This is a genomic window from Sphingomonas sp. GW821-FHT03E12, assembly GCF_059420685.1.
Map to the genome: position 1 here is coordinate 678,588 of NZ_JBWKUF010000004.1, position 15,259 is coordinate 693,846.

Sequence of the window (15,259 nt, forward strand, 5' to 3'; positions counted from 1 at the left end):
CCGAGCGTCGCTATTTGAGCCGGAGCGGCAGGCCGGCGGCGACGAACATGACCTCATCGACTGCCGCAGCGATCCGTTGATTGACGCGGCCGGCTTCGTCGCGGAACCGGCGTGCCAGGGCATTGTCGGGCACGATGCCAAGGCCGACTTCATTGGCGACCAGGATCACCGGGCAGCCGGCCTCGCCGATTGCGGCGGCAAGGTCGCCGGTGGCCGCCGCGATATCGCGATCGGCGAGCAGCAGGTTGGTGGTCCAGAGCGTGAGGCAGTCGATCAGCAGCACGCGTTCGGCATGATCCCCGGCGCGGATCGCCGCCGCGAGCTCGACCGGCGCTTCGACCGTCGTCCATGCCGGACCCCGATCGGCGCGGTGGCGCTCGATCCGCTCGCCCATCTCGGCGTCGAGCGCCTGCGCCGTCGCGATATAGACCGGTTCGCCGCCAAGCGCTTCGGCGCGGGCCTGCGCGTAGCGGCTCTTGCCCGAACGTGCGCCGCCAAGGACGAGAAGGCTCATGCGGATATCCTTTCGGCTGCCAGCGCGATCAGCGCGTCGATGTCGAGATGGGTTTCGAGCGCTGCAGCGATCTCGTCGAGCGCCGCATCGACGGACGCGCGATAGTCGGCGCCACTCGCGCGGACACCCAGCCTTGCCAGCAGCGCCGCGCGCTGCGCCGGGTCGGCGAGAAGGCCGTGGACATAGCTTCCCATCACGCGTCCGTCCGCACTGATCGCGCCGTCGCTGCGGCCATCGTCAAAGGTGGCGAAGGGGTGCGATGCACCCGGTCCACCTGTCTCGCCCATATGCATTTCATATCCGTCGAAGCGCGCGCCCAGCGCCTGTCCGCGCACGGGGCGAAGCGCCTTGGCCGGGGTCAGCACGGTCTCGACCTCCAGCAGGCCAAGTCCCGCCGCTTCGCCCGGCGCGCCTTCCAGCCCGAGCGGATCGGCGATCCGGGTACCGAGCATCTGATAGCCGCCGCACAGCCCCAGGATCGTCCCGCCGCGGCGATGATGGGCGAGGATGTCGATATCCCAGCCTTGCGTTCGCACCGCCTCCAGGTCGGCCAGCGTCGCCTTCGATCCGGGCAGGACGATCAGCGCGGCTTCGGCGGGGATTGGCTGGCCGGGCGGGACCATCACCAGCTCGACCTCCGGCTCGAGCATCAGCGGATCGAGGTCGTCGAAATTGGAGATCCGCGGGAGGATGGGGCAGGCGATGACGATTCGCCCGGCCTGCCGCGTCGAGGACCGTTCAAGCCGGACCGCATCTTCGCTGGGCAGGCGCGCCGCCGCTGGCAGCCAGTGAACCAGCCCATAGCCGCGCCAGCCGCTGCGTTCCTCGATCGCGCGATAGCCGTCCGCGAACAGCGCGGGATCGCCGCGGAACTTGTTGATGATGAAGCCGCGGATCATCGCGGCGTCTTCGGGATCGATCACCGCGCGGGTGCCGACGACCGATGCGATCACGCCGCCGCGGTCGATATCGCCGACCAGCACCACAGGCACGCCGGCAGCGCGGGCGAAGCCCATATTGGCGATGTCGCCCGCGCGCAGGTTGATCTCGGCCGGTGACCCGGCGCCCTCGACCACGACGATGTCGCACGCCTGATCGAGCCGTGCGAAGCTCGCCATCACCTCTTCGAGCAAGGCGCCGCGCGCCGCACGGAAATTGCCGCTGCCCAGCGTTCCGCGGACCCGGCCCTGCACGACCAACTGCGAGGTGTGATCCGCCTGCGGTTTGAGCAGCACCGGGTTCATGTCGGTGTGCGGCTCCACCCGGCAGGCGATCGCCTGAAGCGCCTGCGCCCGGCCGATCTCGCCGCCGTCGATCGTCACCGCGGCATTGTTCGACATGTTCTGGGGCTTGAACGGCAGTACGCGCAGTCCGCGATTGGCGAGCGCCCGGCACAGTCCCGCGACCAGCACCGACTTGCCGACATCCGACCCGGTTCCCTGCAGCATCAGCGCGCCCATGCCGCGCCTCCTGCAATCAGCCACAGCAGCGCACAAGCGCGCAGATAGAGGGTAAGCGCGCGGGCGATGTCGGTTGCTCCCGCATCTGCTCGGCCGTCGCCGATCCATAGCTTGGCATGCACTTCGCCGTCATAGCTGACCGGCCCGGCAAGGCGCAGGCCGAGCGCCCCTGCCATCGCGGCTTCGGTCCAGCCGGCATTGGGGGAGGCGTGGTTGCGCGCGTCGCGCCACATCACGCGCCAGCCGCGCCCGGCGGCGAGGCAGATGACCGGCCCGGCGATCCGCGCAGGGAGCAGATTAAGCAGATCGTCGGTTCGTGCTGCCGCCCAGCCGAACTCGCGCCACGGCGCCTCGCGATGCCCGATCAGGCTGTCGGCCGTGTTGATCGCCTTGTAGATCCAGATGCCAGGCAGGCCGAGCAGCAGCAGCCAGAAGAGCGGCGCCGCGACCCCGTCGCAGAAGCTTTCCGCCAGGCTCTCGATCGCAGCGCGCGATATGCCTGCCTCATCGAGCGTTGCTGTATCGCGGCCGACGATCATGGCGACCGCGGATCGTGTGGCTTCAAGGTCGCCAGCCGATAGCGCATCGCGGACCGCGCGCACATGCTCGAACAGGCTCCGCTGCGCGAGGCCCGGTGCCGCGAACAGCGCGACCGCGATCCAGCTCCACCCGCCGAAGAGCCTGTCGAACAGCAGGGTCAGACCCCAGCCGATGCCGCCTGTGACGGCAATCAGGAGGAGCACCGTCGCGACACCCGCGACCCGGCGCGTGCCCGCGCTGCCGCGATTCCACCGCTCGGCGCAGTAGCGGATGATCGCCGCGAACGCGTTCACCGGGTGGCCGATCCAACGATAGAGCCGCGCGGGCCAGCCGATCGCGGCATCGATCGCAAGCGCCATGAGCGCGACCGGCTCAGCCATTGGCGAGAGCGGAGTCGAGCCGGGCAAGCGCCTCGGCCTCGGCGGGCAGCCCGATGCGCAGCCAGCGCGGGTCATAGTCGAACGGCCGGGTAAGGATCGATCGCCGGGCGAGCCGTTCGAACAACGCCTGCGCATCCGCTGTCTCGACGAGGCGGAACAGCGGACAGGCGCCCGCGGTCACATAGCCATGCGCCTGGAGCAGCTGGTCCAGCACAGCCGCATCGGCCGCCAGCCGGCTGCGCTCCGCCTCGATCCATCCACTGTCGGCATAGGCGGCGGTGCCGATCGCGATCGCTGCGGCCGACACCGGCCATGCGCCGAGATGGCGGCGGAGGCCGGCGATGAGCCCCGGCGGCGCGATCACAAAGCCCAGCCGCACGCCGGCCAGCCCGAAGAACTTGCCGAACGATCGCAGCAGGATCAGCGGCGCATCCTCGCCAACCTCGCTTGCAAGGCTGTAGCGCGGATCGGCATCGGCAAAGGCTTCGTCCACCACCAGCCAGCCGGCCGCCATTTGCGCCCGGAGCACAGCGGCGGGCGTGATCCTGCCATCGGGATTGTTGGGGTTGGCGAGGATCAGCGTGCCGGCGCCGGGATCCGGCCTGTCGACGGCAAGGCCCTCAGGGTCGATCTCGGCATGCGTTCCGTAGCTCGGCCAGCAATAGCGCACCGGCCGGGGCAGATGTCCGCCAAGCAACCTCAGCCCGATCTCGGTGCCGGGGACCGCAAGCACGCAGGCCGGATCGGCGCCGAAATAGCGGGCGGCCGTAATTTCGAGCGCGGTCAGCGCGCTTGTGTCGGGCAGCCGCGACCAGTCGATCGCGAGCTGCGCGACGCCGGGCCATTGGCGCGGGTTGATCCCGGTCGACAGGTCGATCCACGGCGCGTCGCCGTCGCCGAACAGCGCGCGGGCCGTGGCGAGCTGTCCGCCATGATGCGTCCATGGACTCACGCGAGCCCGGCCCACAGCACCACGGCAATCAGCAAGCCGGTTTCGACCAGCTCGATCCCCGCGCCAAGGCAATCGCCCGAAACCCCGCCAAGCTTGTCCCTGAGCCAGAGGCCCCACCACAGGACCAGCAGGGGCGCGACGAGCAAGGCGGGAACGAACCAGCAGGCCGCTGCCCAGCCGATCGCCCACACCGCCAGCACCGGCAGGCTGGCGACGCCGATGAACCGCTCGGCAAGTCCGGCGTGGAGCGAGGGCAGCCAGCGCGTCCACGCCAGCGGGCCGATCCGCGCGACGGCCGGGATCAGCAGCAGAGCCGGCCATTGTGCCGGGGGGAGCAGATGCAGCAGCACCAGCTTGGCAATGAGCTGGACGATCAGCGTAACGACACCGAAGCTGCCGACATGCGGATCGGCCATCACCGCAAGCAACCGTTCGGGATCGCAATGCGCGGCGCCGCGTGCATCGGCCAGGTCGGAGAGGCCGTCGAGATGGAGTGCCCCGGTGACCCAGACCCAGGCGACCAGCCCGGCGAGCGCGGCCAGCCATGGGTCGATATGACCGCCCAGCCAGAAGGCACCCGCGGTCACGCCGCCCACTGCAAGCCCTGCGACCGGGAACCAGCGCATGCTTGCGGCGAAGCTTGCCGAATCCACCGGCACGCTCGGCATTGGCAGCCGGGTCAGGAATTGCAGCGCGATGATCAAACCCTTCATGGCCACAACCCCATGATCTGCCCGCTGCGCCGATCCCAGAGTCGCAGCGCGAGCACGCTGGCATAGGGCAGGTCGAACGCCCAGAGCTGAGCAAGCGGGAAACCACACAGCACATGCAATGCCGCGCGTATCGCCCCGCCATGGGTGACGACCAGCACGGGTTCGGAAGGGAGCTCATCGATCGCGGCACCGATCCGCGCGACCAGCGCCGACCAGCGCTCGCCGCCGGGTGGCGGGTTGGCGTCGGGATCGCTCCAGAAGCGGCCGAGCGCGTCCGGGTCGATCACACTGCTCTCCAGCCCGTCCCACGCGCCGAAATCGAGTTCGCGCCAGCGGGCGTCGATGCGCGGGGACAGGCCACGGTCGGCGGCAATCGCCTCCGCGCAGCGCGATGCGCGTTGCAGATCGGATGCGATCACATGCGCGACGGCCAGGTCCTCGGCCTGTGCCCGGCAGGCCGCGATCCCCTCGGGCGTCACCTCGCAATCGGTGCGGCCCAGCATCCGCCCGGTCAGGACCGGCGCGCCGTGGCGCATCAGATAGAGGGTTCGCGCGCTCACAGCTTTCCGGAGACGCTGGCCTCGGCAAAGGTCGCCATGCCGTTATGCGTCGCCAGTGCCGCGCGCACGATCGACACGGCCACCGCCGCGCCGCTGCCTTCGCCCAGCCGCATGCCAAGCTGCAGCAACGGCGTCAGGCTGAACTGGTGGAGCAGGCGGCGATGTCCCGGTTCGGCCGAGCAATGGCCGGCCAGGCAATGTTCGGCCAGGCCAGGCTGATCGGCGACCAGCGGGGCGAGCGCGGCGCAGGCGATGAACCCGTCGAGCATCACCGGCACCCGGGCATGGCGCGCAGCCAGTACGGCACCGGCGATCGCGGCAATCTCGCGCCCGCCCAGCCGACGCAGGGTTTCGAAGCCGGTGCGGGGCGCGTCGGCATGTGTTGCCAGCGCCCGTTCGATCACCGCGGCCTTGCGTGCGATCCCGGCGGAATCGAGGCCCGTACCCGGCCCCACCCAGTCCCGCACATCGCCGCCCAGGCTCCGCGCGCAAAGCGCCGCGGCCGCGGTGCTGTTGCCGATCCCCATTTCGCCGACCGTGAGCAGGTCGAGACCGGGCTCGACCATCTCAGCGCCGCGATTGAGCGCGTCGAGGCATTCGTCCGCGCTCATCGCCGGTGCTTCGGTGAAATCCGCGGTCGGCCGGTCGAGGTCGAGCGCGATCACGCGCAGTTCCAGCCCGGCCTCGCGCGCCAGCTGATTGATCGCCGCGCCGCCGGCTTCGAAGTTGGCGACCATCTGCACGGTCACGTCCGAAGGAAAGGCGCTGATCCCGTGCCGCGTGACGCCATGATTGCCCGCGAAGATCGCCGTGCGCGCCCGGTTGAGCACGGGGCGTTCCTTGCCCTGCCAGCCCGCCATGAACAGCGCGATCTCCTCGAGCCGGCCGAGCGATCCAGCGGGTTTGGTGAGCTGAGCCTGCCGCGCGGCCGCGGCTTCGCGCGCGGCTCCATCCGGCCCGGGAAGACCGGCGAGGAGGGCGGCCAAGGCTTCGGGGGACTCAAAACGCATCAGTGACTCGTTTCCTGCGCGATCCGTCCGGTCGGCACGACCAGCGGCGCGGTTTCACTTCCTTCGATCCGCGCCTGCACGCCATAGACGCTGCGCAGATTGGCCTCGTTCAGGACCTCCAGCGGCGCGCCTTGCGCGACCAGCCTTCCGCGATCCATCAGCAGCAGCCGGTCGCAATAGCGCGCGGCCATGGTGAGGTCGTGGAGGACCGCAACGACGAGGGCGCCTGCTGCGGCTTCGCTGCGCAGCAATTCCATCACGTCGATCTGGTGCCCGGGGTCGAGCGAGGCGAGCGGTTCGTCCGCGATCAGCCCGCGCGCCTCGACCGCAAGTGCACGTGCGAGCAGGACGCGCGCACGCTCGCCGCCCGACAGCTCGGTGGCGATACGATCGCGCAGATGCTCGATATCGGCGCGCGCCATTGCCCGGTCGATGATCGCCTGGTCCGCCGCCGAAATCCGCGACATCGGCGCAAGGTGGGGCAGGCGGCCGAGGCCCACCAGCCGCTCGACCGACAACGGCCAGTGCAGGATCTGTCCCTGCGGCAGATAGGCGAGCTCGCGGGCGATCCGGGCGCGGGTCAGGCTGGTGATCTCGGCGCCGTCGAGGGCGATGTTGCCGCGATAGGGGACCAGCCCCAGCAGCGCACGCACCAGCGTCGACTTGCCCGCACCGTTCGGACCGATGATCCCGATCAGCCGCCCGGGTTCGAGCGACAAGGTGATGTCGTCCACCACCGTGCGCGTGCCGAGCGATACGCTCAGCGCCTGCGTCGTCAGCGTCACCATAGCCGGCGCTCCCGCAAGAGATGGACAAGGAAGACCGGAATTCCGAGAAAGGCGGTGACCACGCCGAGCTTGAGCTCATTGGTCGCCGGGATCATCCGCACGCCTAGGTCGGAGAGGGTGAGCAGCAATGCTCCGCCGATCGCCGAGGGCCACAGGATTGCCGAAGGGCTTCGGTCGGTGAACGGACGGATGATGTGCGGCACGATCAGGCCGATAAAGCCGATCGATCCGGAGACGGCGACCGCCCCGCCCACACCGATCGCGACGCCGACCAGCAGCCGCCAGCGCACCGCGCGCAGATTGATCCCCAGCGCCCGTGCGCCGTCCTCGCCCAGGGTCAGCGCGTCGAGCGCGCGCGCATCCCACAGCAACAGCGCGCCGCCGATGACGATGCAGGGCAGGGCGATCCACACATGCTGCGACGACCGGTTCTCGATGCTGCCGAGCAGCCAGTTCATGATCTCCATCGCCGCAAAGGGGTTGGGCGACAGGTTGAGCGCGAGGCTGATCCCGGCACCGGCCAGCGTCGCGATGGCGATACCCGCGAGGATCAGGGTCAGTGCGCTCTCCGACTGGCCGGAAAGGCTGAACAGCAGGACCAGCGCGATCATCGCCGCGGCGATGGCGAGCAGCGGCAGCAGCGCGGGATGGAGCTCGGCGATGCCGAAATAGAGCGCGATCACTGCTCCGAACGCCGCGGCGTTGGACGCCCCCAGCACCGAGGGTTCGGCCAGCGGGTTGCGCAGAAACCCCTGCAGCGCCGCGCCGGCAAGACCCAGCATCGCGCCGACCAGCAGGCCGAGCAGCATCCGCGGCATGCGCAGGTCGAGCACGATCGTCGATGCGATTTGATCACCGTTGCCGAGCAGTGCGGCGATCACCCGGTCGGGCGCCAGCGAGACGGTACCGAAGGCGAGCGAGGCCAGTGCGGCAAGCGCGGTCAGCACCAGCAACAGGCCGTTGAGGCGGAAGGATGCGCCGCGGGTCATCGCGTCACGAACCGCTTGCCCGGTTCGCGAACCGGGTTAGGAGCAACATCATGCGGCGTCTTCTCCATCTTGCAGCCATTTCCCTGTTCTCGCTCGGAGCGTCCGCGGCGCCCGCCGTGCCGCAGCCGGCCGGCGCGCCCGTTCGACCACAGCGGATCGTTTCGCTCAACCTCTGCACGGATCAGCTGCTGCTCGCGCTGGCGGACCGGTCGCAGATCGCCGCGCTCACCAGGAATGCGCGCGATACCGAAATGTCGGCGGCGGCGGCGCATGCGCAGGGCATCACCTTGCTCAAGGAATCGTCCGAACAGCTGTTCGCGCTGCGCCCCGACCTGATCATCGGCATGCCCGCCAGCCGCCATGCGATGCTGCGCCCGCTGGGCCCGGAGAAATATCATACGCTCGATCTGGGCTATGCCGAGAGCTACCCCACGATCATCGAGCAGATCCGCACCGTCGCCGCCGCCGTCGGCCATCCCGCGCGCGGCGAGGCGCTGATCCGCCGCATGGAGGCTGATCTCGCCAGGCTCGGCAAGCTCAAGGGCGGCAAGGTCGCGGCCTATTACCAGCGCCGCGGTTTCATGACCGGCACCGAGACGCTGATCGACGACCTGATGACGCGGGTGGGCCTGGTCAATCTCGCCGCCAAGCTCGGCAAGCCGCCGCTCTCGCAGATCAGCCTCGAGGAAATGGTCGCCGCGCGTCCTGATTTCCTGATCGTGGAAAGCGCGACCGACCGGGTCACCGATCAGGGGACGGAGATGCTCCACCACCCGGCGCTGCGCAGCATCCCGCGCATCTCGATCCCCCAGGCATGGACGGTGTGCGGCAGCCCCGCCTATGTGCTGGCTGCGCGCGGCATCGTTCAGCAGGCGGCGGCCCGTAAACACTAAAATTCGATGCCCTTCTGCGCGCGTACATTCTGCGTGCGGAAGGGGTGCTTCACCTCGGTCATCTCGGTGACGAGGTCGGCGGCGTCGATCAGCGCCTGGGGGGCGTTGCGGCCGGTGATGACGACATGCTTCATCTCGGCGCGGGCGGTGACCGCCTCCAGCACTTCCTCGACCGGCAGATAGTCGTAGCGCAGCACGATGTTGAGTTCGTCGGCGATCACCAGCGCATAGGCGGGATCGGCGATCATCCGCTTGACCTCTTCCCACCCGGCGCGCGCCGCGGCGATATCGCGCGCGCGATCCTGCGTGTCCCAGGTGAAGCCTTCGCCCATTCGCTTGAACTCGATCTCGTCGGGGAAACGGTCGAAGAAGCGCTTCTCGCCGGTGTCGATCGTGCCCTTCACGAACTGGACGATGCCGACCTTCATCCCGTGGCCGATCGATCGCGCGGCCATGCCGAAGGCGGAGGAGGATTTGCCCTTGCCGTTGCCGGTATGGACGATCAGCAGGCCCTTCTCGACCGTCTTGGTCGCGATCTTCTTGGCCTGCGCCGCCTGGATCTTCTTCATCCGCTCATTGTGCTCGGCGTCGGTCCGGGGCTTCATCGCATCTCTCCGTGAATGAGTAAGGGGAGGCGGATCGCGCCGCCTCCCCGAACGGGTCAGAACTTCAGGCGGATGCCGCCATAGGCGCTGCGGCCCAGGGCGTTCTTGCCATAGCTCATCTGATACTGCCGATCGAACAGGTTCACGACGCGGCCATAGACCTCGACATTGTCGGTGATCCCATAGGAAGCGAGCAGGTCGACGACTTCGTAGCCCTTGGTCGCGGGCGAAAAGCTGCTCGACGCGTTGCGGTCGCGGTGACGCAGGCGCGCGGTGACCGAGAACCGCTCGACCGGGGTGAGCGTGAGCGACGTGCTGCCCGAGAATTCGGGGCGGCGCAGGTCGCTCCACACGCCATTCGCGCGCTGCTCGGCGTTGAGATAGGTCAGGCTCTGGCGGAACGCGATCCAGTCCGCCGGACGCAGGTCGAATGCGACCTCGACGCCGGACTTGCGCGTCCGCCCGAAGTTCACATAGCAGCCAGGGGTGGGGGCGGTGCAATCGAACGCGATCTCGTTGCGGGTCTTCGCAAAGAAGTACGAGACCTGCGCGCTGAACGCGGAACCGAAGTCGAAATCGACACCGACATCGCCACCCTCGCTGGTCTCGACCTTGAGGCCGGCATAGCCATAGGTCGGGTCGAACAGCTGGTAGAGCCCCGGTGCCTTGGCGCCCGAGCCATAGCTCGCACGCAGCTTGACGTTGCCGCTGCCGATCAGGTTCTCGAGGACATAAGCGCCGGTGACGCGATAGGTGTCGAAGCTGCCGAAGCGGCTATTGTCGTCGATGCGCGCCGCGCCGGTGATGGTCAGCCCGCGCGCCGGACGCAGCGCCAGTTCGGCATAGGCCGACTTGGTCGTGATCTTGGCGTCGAACACCCCCGAGAAGGCGGTCACCTGATCGGTATATTCCTCCTCGTAATTACCGCCGACCGCGATGCCGAACACGCCGCCCTTGTCGTAGCTAGCGTTGACCGCGAGCACGTCCTTGGTGCCCTCGAAGAAGTCGCCGTCGGGACGGTACCAGGTGCCGAAGTAACGGCGCTGGGCGACGTAGCGGCTCGCCGTCGCGCTCGCGCGAAGCGCGCTGTCATCGCTGCGGTAGCTCGCCTGGCCCGCATAGGCCCATTCCTTCTTGCGCACTGTGTCGGTGCTGTCGGCATTGGTACCGTCCAGATCGGAGTGCGAATCCTGCCAGAAGCCGATCAGCTGCAGCTCGATATTCGACGTCGCCGCCACGCCGACGCGGCCGCTGAAGCCGTAGCGCCAATATTCGTCTTCCTCGACCGAAGTGCCGGTCGCCGGGTCGGCGAGCGAGGGGCCTTCATGCTTGTAGCCGCTGGCGGTCAGGCGGAAATCGACCACGCCCTTCTTGCCGATGATCGACGCCGCGCCGTTGAGCGTGTCGTGCGACCCGTATTCGCCCTGCGCATTGAACAGCAAGCCGTCGTCCTTGGCGCGCTTGGTGATGATGTTGACCACGCCGCCGATCGCGTCGGAACCGTAGAGCGAGCTCTGGTTGCCGCGCAGCACCTCGATCCGCGCGATATCCGCGGTGGTGAGGTGATCCGACTGATACTGGGTGCTGGTCGAGCTGGGGTCGCCCAGTTCGATGCCGTCGATCAGGAACAGCACCTGATCATTGTCCGATCCGCGGATGCTGACGCTCGTGGTGTCGCCGGGGCGGTCGGAGCTGATCTGAACGCCGGCCAGATCCTGGAAGACGTCCTTCACGAAGGTGATCTGGTCGCGCTGCAGGTCCTCGGCGGTGATGACGGTGACGGCGCTGCCGATTTCGCGCGCATTGAGCGGCACGCGGCTGGCGCTGACGATGACTTCGTCGTCGCCGGCGGGCGCCTGGTCCTGCGCGAACGCCGGGGTAGCGGCGCTGGCAAGCAGAAGGGTGAGATAGCGGTAATTCACTTTATAGTCCCCCCGCGTCGAGCAACTGAAAAGGCGGGGCCTGCCGTGTCAACGAACGGCCGGCACGCGCGTGCGGGCGGACGCTGGAGGCACCCGCACAAGCGTGACCGTGCGGCCCCGGCCGCATGGTTCGTCGCTCAGACGGAGAGAAACCGTGCCCTGGTCATTCCCTGGACCATGGCAAGAGCGACCCACACCGGCAGGTCTCCTGGCTCGCGGGTCATCGCTCGATGCACGGCCTTCCCGGACCTCAAGTCCAGTGGCTGCCCCCTCGAATGGGGAGCCAGCGCATCTCGCTCACCGCTTACAGTTGCAGGGACAGCCGCGGATTTGGATGGTCGCCCATCCGCACCGCATTCCCATTGAAGCCCCTCGCGGGGCACCGGCGCGATCAATCGGACGACCGGATTTCTCCCGGCGTCCGCGGGCGCCCCTACGCGCAATCGCAGCGAAAGCCAACGGGGAGTTTCAACGGCCGCGTTTGGGCAGCCGGAAGTCGGCAGGGGTGATCCCTGCGCGCTTCATCTTGTCGTACAGCGTCTTGCGCGGGAGCTGGAGCAGCTGGAGTGCGCGGTCGACCCGTCCGTTCGCGGCCTGCAGCGCCTCGCGCAACAGCATCTCCTCATAGCTGCGGACACGCTGGACCAGCCCTTCCTGTGCGTCGCTCTCCCACACGCTCTGCTCGGTCAGGCCAAGCACCGCGCTGAACGCGAAATTGCGCAATTCGCGGACATTGCCCGGCCAGTCATGGCCGATCAGATGGCGGCGGATCGTGTCGGTGATCCGGAAATCGCTGCGCCCCGCCTGCGCGGTCGCCTCCTGCACGAAGGCGGCGAACAGCAACGGGATGTCCGCGCGGCGCTCGCGCAGCGGCGGCAGCGACAGCCGCACGACGTTGAGGCGGAAATAGAGGTCGCGGCGGAATTCGCCTCGCTCGATCAGCACCTCCAGTCCTGGCTTGACCGATGCGATCACGCGCAGGTCGAGCGGGATGGGGCGCTCCTCGCCGAGTGGAAGCACCTCGCGTTCCTCGATCACGCGGAGCAGGCGCGATTGCACGGCAAGCGGCATGCCGTCGATATCGTCCAGGAACAGCGTTCCTTTGTCCGACGCTTCGATCCGCCCGGTGCGCGCGAAGCGGGCGCCCGGCACCGCATCGGCGGCGTGACCGAGCAGCTCGACCTCGGCATGCGCCTCGGGCAGCGCGGCGCAGTTGACCGCGACGAACGGGCGGGCGCTGCGCGGCGAGCCGCGGTGGAGCATCGCCGCGACCAGTTCCTTGCCGGTCCCGGTCTCGCCCTCGATCAGCACATCGATATCGGCGCGCGCGACCTGAGCGATCGTTTCGCGCAGCCGGACCATCGCCGGGCTGTCGCCGATCAGCGGGCTTTCGGTCCGCGCTGCCGTGTCCGCGCGCAGCCGGCGATTGTCGAGCACCAGCGCGCGCGCCGTCAGCGCCTTGCTTGCGGAGGCGGCGAGGTGCCCGGCGGCAAAAGGCTTGGCGAGGAAATCGAACGCGCCGTCCTGCAACGCGCGCACCGCCATCGGCACGTCCCCATGCCCCGTGATCAGGATCACCGGTATCTCCGGATCGATCGCGCGGATACGCTCGAAGAATTGCAGGCCGTCCATGCCGGGCATGCGGATGTCAGTGATCACGGCGCCTGCGAAGTCCGGGTTGATCGCGCCGAGTGCGGCCTGCGCGCTGGCGAAGGGCTGGACGGCGAGTCCGGCCAGCTCCAGCGTCTGCACATTCGCCTCACGCAGGGCCGCGTCGTCATCGACGAAGAGAATGAGCGGCTCAGCCATGCGCGCCCTCCGGCAGTTCGAGACGGAAGGCCGCGCCACCCAGCGAAGAGCCGGTCAGACTCAGCTCGCCGCCGAACTCGCGTGCGATATTGCGCGCGATCGGCAGGCCAAGACCGAGACCTTCGGCGCGGCCGGTGACGAAGGGCATGAACAGCTGATCGGCAAGCTCCGGCGCGACGCCGGAACCATTGTCGGCGACCTCGATCGCGATCCGCATATCCTCACGCGCCGTGGTGATGCGGATGACCGGCCTTTCTTGCCCCGCGAGCGCGTCGAGCGCGTTCTGGATCAGGTTGATGAGGATCTGTTCGAGCCGCACCCGATCGGCGGTGACGCGCAACGCTGCGGGGCCGGTGCGTTCAAGGACGACGCCCTGTGCACGCACCCGGTCGCCGATCAGCAACAGGGTCGATTCGATCACCGTGTCGACATCGACGGCACCGGTTTCGGGCGTGCGCCGCCGCGCGAAGTTGCGCAGTTCGGCGGTGATCGTGCCGATGCGTTGGGTCAGGTCGACGATCCGCCCCAGATTCTCGTCTGCCCGGCCCCCATCGCCGCGGGCGAGGAAGCCCTGCGCATTCTCGGCGAAACTGCGGATCGCGGCGACAGGCTGATTGATCTCATGCGCGACGCCTGCGGTAATCTGGCCCAGCGACCCGAGCCGGTTCGCCTGCGCCAGCTCTTCGCGCGCAGCGCGGTAGCGCTGGTCGGCCAGCGCCCGCTCGCCGCTCTCGGCGACCAGCTGTGCATTGGTCTCGCGCAGTTCGGCGGTGCGTTCGGCAACCTGCCCCTCCAAAGCACGCTGTGCGGCGATCTGGAGCAGACGGCGTTCACGCGCGCGCCACAGCAGCAACAGCGCGCCCGCGATCACGATCAGTGCGCCGAGCGAAACCAGCCGTGCATTGGCATTGGCGCTGCGCATCGCCGGATCGAGCGGATAGAGGACGCGCATCTGCGCCCCGGCGAGCGGCAGCCCGGTTGCCGCCAACCGGCTCCCCGGCGTTTCCCCGCCCATCTGCGCCGCCGCGCCGTCGATCGTCAGCGGCAGCGGGGCGAGCGGCAGACTGCCATATTGACGCGTCGCGCGGATCGCAGCGCGATCATCCGCGCTGATCTGCCCGATCGTGCCGAAGCGCCAGCGCGGCTCGCTGGTCACGATCACCACGCCATGCGGATCGGTGACCAGGGTCTTGCCCTGCTGGCGCGCCCAGGCGGCCTGCATCGCTTCGAACTCGATCTTGACGACGATCACCCCGAGCGGGCGCGCGGCATCGCCGATGCGTCGCGCCAGATAGAGGCCGGGACGCCCGCTCACCGTGCCGAGCGCGAACAGCTCCGCACCGCCGTCGCGGATCGCTCCCTGAAAATAGGGGCGGAAGCCGTAATCCTGTCCGACGAAGCTCGCCGGCAGCCGGTAGTTGCTTGCGGCGATTGCGCGGCCTTGTGCCGTCAGCACATAGATCGCCGCGGCGTCGGTGCGCTGCGCGAGAAGCTCGAGCCGTGCGTTGATCCGATCGACCACCGCGGTGTCGCGTGTCTCCAGCATTCCACGGACATCGGGATATTCGGCGAGCACCAGCGGCAGCAGCCGGAATTTCTGCAACTCGCTCGCGAACAGGCCGGCATTGTCGCGCACCAGCTGAGCGGCGGCGCGATCGGTTGCGGACACCGCCTGCTGCTGCGCGACACGGAATGCGGCGATTGAGACCAGCGCGAGCAGCACCGCGCCGGCGGCGGCCAGCAGCGCAAGACTCCGGGTAGATCGAGTCAGGCTCCTCATTTGTGCGGAATATCACACATTATGTGATTTCCATGTGCGTATTCTTGCACGGATTCATCTGCCTCGACGGGTAATAGGTTCATATAAATCAATACTTTAAGTTCAGTTTTTGGTTTTGCGAGGTTGCCGGATGATAACGATGCCGCTGCTGGACGCAGCCCAGAATCGACGCCGGAAAGGCGCGATGGGAGGATCTGAATGGCGATTGCACTAGAGTATTCGAGCGAGCCTGCGCGGCGTGTGGCCTGGTACGGGCAGCTGTACGTGCAGGTGTTGGTGGCGATCGCTGCGGGTGTGACGGTGGGCTATGTGTGGCCGGACGCGGGCGCGTCGCTGAAGCCGCT

14 protein-coding genes and 1 riboswitch are annotated in these 15,259 nt (G+C 68.3%); of the genes, 1 reads left to right on the plus strand and 13 read right to left on the minus strand.

The genetic code is table 11. From position 1 onward, the window contains the following. Positions 1-10: 10 nt before the first annotated feature. From cobU to AC07TU_RS16555, 9 genes are read right to left on the minus strand one after another with little or no spacing between them, the layout of a single operon-like run. Complete coding sequence (gene cobU / locus AC07TU_RS16515; protein ID WP_495189000.1) at positions 11-514, minus strand: bifunctional adenosylcobinamide kinase/adenosylcobinamide-phosphate guanylyltransferase; 504 nt, start codon at positions 512-514, stop codon at positions 11-13. Beyond that, positions 511-1,974 (minus strand): cobyric acid synthase, encoded by a 1,464-nt coding sequence (locus tag AC07TU_RS16520; RefSeq protein ID WP_495189001.1) that lies wholly within the window; start codon positions 1,972-1,974, stop codon positions 511-513. Before AC07TU_RS16520 ends, cobU begins: the two co-directional genes overlap by 4 nt. Then, positions 1,962-2,894 (minus strand): adenosylcobinamide-phosphate synthase CbiB, encoded by a 933-nt coding sequence (cbiB, locus tag AC07TU_RS16525; RefSeq protein WP_495189002.1) that lies wholly within the window; start codon positions 2,892-2,894, stop codon positions 1,962-1,964. Before cbiB ends, AC07TU_RS16520 begins: the two co-directional genes overlap by 13 nt. Then, positions 2,887-3,846 (minus strand): threonine-phosphate decarboxylase, encoded by a 960-nt coding sequence (locus tag AC07TU_RS16530; RefSeq protein WP_495189003.1) that lies wholly within the window; start codon positions 3,844-3,846, stop codon positions 2,887-2,889. Before AC07TU_RS16530 ends, cbiB begins: the two co-directional genes overlap by 8 nt. After that, a complete protein-coding gene (locus tag AC07TU_RS16535) occupies positions 3,843-4,559 on the minus strand; it encodes an adenosylcobinamide-GDP ribazoletransferase (protein ID WP_495189004.1) in 717 nt (238 codons plus the stop codon). Before AC07TU_RS16535 ends, AC07TU_RS16530 begins: the two co-directional genes overlap by 4 nt. Further along, positions 4,556-5,119, minus strand: a complete 564-nt coding sequence (locus AC07TU_RS16540; protein WP_495189005.1) for a histidine phosphatase family protein — start codon at positions 5,117-5,119, stop codon at positions 4,556-4,558. The genes AC07TU_RS16535 and AC07TU_RS16540 overlap by 4 nt, the downstream gene beginning before the upstream one ends. Beyond that, positions 5,116-6,129, minus strand: a complete 1,014-nt coding sequence (cobT, locus tag AC07TU_RS16545) for a nicotinate-nucleotide--dimethylbenzimidazole phosphoribosyltransferase (protein ID WP_495189006.1) — start codon at positions 6,127-6,129, stop codon at positions 5,116-5,118. The genes AC07TU_RS16540 and cobT overlap by 4 nt, the downstream gene beginning before the upstream one ends. Next, positions 6,129-6,917: an ABC transporter ATP-binding protein gene (locus AC07TU_RS16550; protein ID WP_495189007.1), complete on the minus strand. Its 789-nt coding sequence runs from the start codon at positions 6,915-6,917 to the stop codon at positions 6,129-6,131. The genes cobT and AC07TU_RS16550 overlap by 1 nt, the downstream gene beginning before the upstream one ends. Further along, positions 6,911-7,906 (minus strand): FecCD family ABC transporter permease, encoded by a 996-nt coding sequence (locus AC07TU_RS16555; RefSeq protein ID WP_495189008.1) that lies wholly within the window; start codon positions 7,904-7,906, stop codon positions 6,911-6,913. The genes AC07TU_RS16550 and AC07TU_RS16555 overlap by 7 nt, the downstream gene beginning before the upstream one ends. A 50-nt stretch (positions 7,907-7,956) precedes the next feature. Between AC07TU_RS16555 and AC07TU_RS16560 the strand changes: the two genes are divergently transcribed. Continuing rightward, positions 7,957-8,799, plus strand: coding sequence for an ABC transporter substrate-binding protein (locus tag AC07TU_RS16560; protein ID WP_495189009.1), 843 nt, complete (start codon positions 7,957-7,959; stop codon positions 8,797-8,799). Here the strand turns inward: AC07TU_RS16560 and cobO are convergent. The 4 genes from cobO to AC07TU_RS16580 form a co-directional block, all read right to left on the minus strand. After that, on the minus strand, positions 8,796-9,404 hold the full coding sequence (gene cobO / locus AC07TU_RS16565; RefSeq protein ID WP_495189010.1) for a cob(I)yrinic acid a,c-diamide adenosyltransferase: 609 nt from the start codon (positions 9,402-9,404) through the stop codon (positions 8,796-8,798). The genes AC07TU_RS16560 and cobO overlap by 4 nt on opposite strands. A gap of 56 nt (positions 9,405-9,460) precedes the next feature. After that, positions 9,461-11,326 (minus strand): TonB-dependent receptor plug domain-containing protein, encoded by a 1,866-nt coding sequence (locus AC07TU_RS16570; protein WP_495189011.1) that lies wholly within the window; start codon positions 11,324-11,326, stop codon positions 9,461-9,463. Between the two features lie 181 nt (positions 11,327-11,507). Continuing rightward, positions 11,508-11,727, minus strand: a riboswitch (cobalamin riboswitch). Between the two features lie 67 nt (positions 11,728-11,794). Beyond that, positions 11,795-13,135 (minus strand): sigma-54-dependent transcriptional regulator, encoded by a 1,341-nt coding sequence (locus tag AC07TU_RS16575; protein WP_495189012.1) that lies wholly within the window; start codon positions 13,133-13,135, stop codon positions 11,795-11,797. Further along, positions 13,128-14,915 (minus strand): sensor histidine kinase, encoded by a 1,788-nt coding sequence (locus tag AC07TU_RS16580; RefSeq protein ID WP_495189013.1) that lies wholly within the window; start codon positions 14,913-14,915, stop codon positions 13,128-13,130. Before AC07TU_RS16580 ends, AC07TU_RS16575 begins: the two co-directional genes overlap by 8 nt. Positions 14,916-15,259 lie beyond the last annotated feature (344 nt).

Excerpts from the sequence above, each read along its gene's own strand:
- cobU (WP_495189000.1), bottom strand. The coding sequence starts at position 514 with ATGAGCCTTCTCGTCCTTGGCGGCGCACGTTCGGGCAAGAGCCGCTAC.
- AC07TU_RS16520 (WP_495189001.1), bottom strand. The coding sequence starts at position 1,974 with ATGGGCGCGCTGATGCTGCAGGGAACCGGGTCGGATGTCGGCAAGTCG.
- cbiB (WP_495189002.1), bottom strand. The coding sequence starts at position 2,894 with ATGGCTGAGCCGGTCGCGCTCATGGCGCTTGCGATCGATGCCGCGATC.
- AC07TU_RS16535 (WP_495189004.1), bottom strand. The coding sequence starts at position 4,559 with ATGAAGGGTTTGATCATCGCGCTGCAATTCCTGACCCGGCTGCCAATG.
- cobT (WP_495189006.1), bottom strand. The coding sequence starts at position 6,129 with ATGCGTTTTGAGTCCCCCGAAGCCTTGGCCGCCCTCCTCGCCGGTCTT.
- AC07TU_RS16550 (WP_495189007.1), bottom strand. The coding sequence starts at position 6,917 with ATGGTGACGCTGACGACGCAGGCGCTGAGCGTATCGCTCGGCACGCGC.
- AC07TU_RS16555 (WP_495189008.1), bottom strand. The coding sequence starts at position 7,906 with ATGACCCGCGGCGCATCCTTCCGCCTCAACGGCCTGTTGCTGGTGCTG.
- AC07TU_RS16560 (WP_495189009.1), top strand. The coding sequence starts at position 7,957 with ATGCGGCGTCTTCTCCATCTTGCAGCCATTTCCCTGTTCTCGCTCGGA.
- cobO (WP_495189010.1), bottom strand. The coding sequence starts at position 9,404 with ATGAAGCCCCGGACCGACGCCGAGCACAATGAGCGGATGAAGAAGATC.
- AC07TU_RS16575 (WP_495189012.1), bottom strand. The coding sequence starts at position 13,135 with ATGGCTGAGCCGCTCATTCTCTTCGTCGATGACGACGCGGCCCTGCGT.
- AC07TU_RS16580 (WP_495189013.1), bottom strand. The coding sequence starts at position 14,915 with ATGAGGAGCCTGACTCGATCTACCCGGAGTCTTGCGCTGCTGGCCGCC.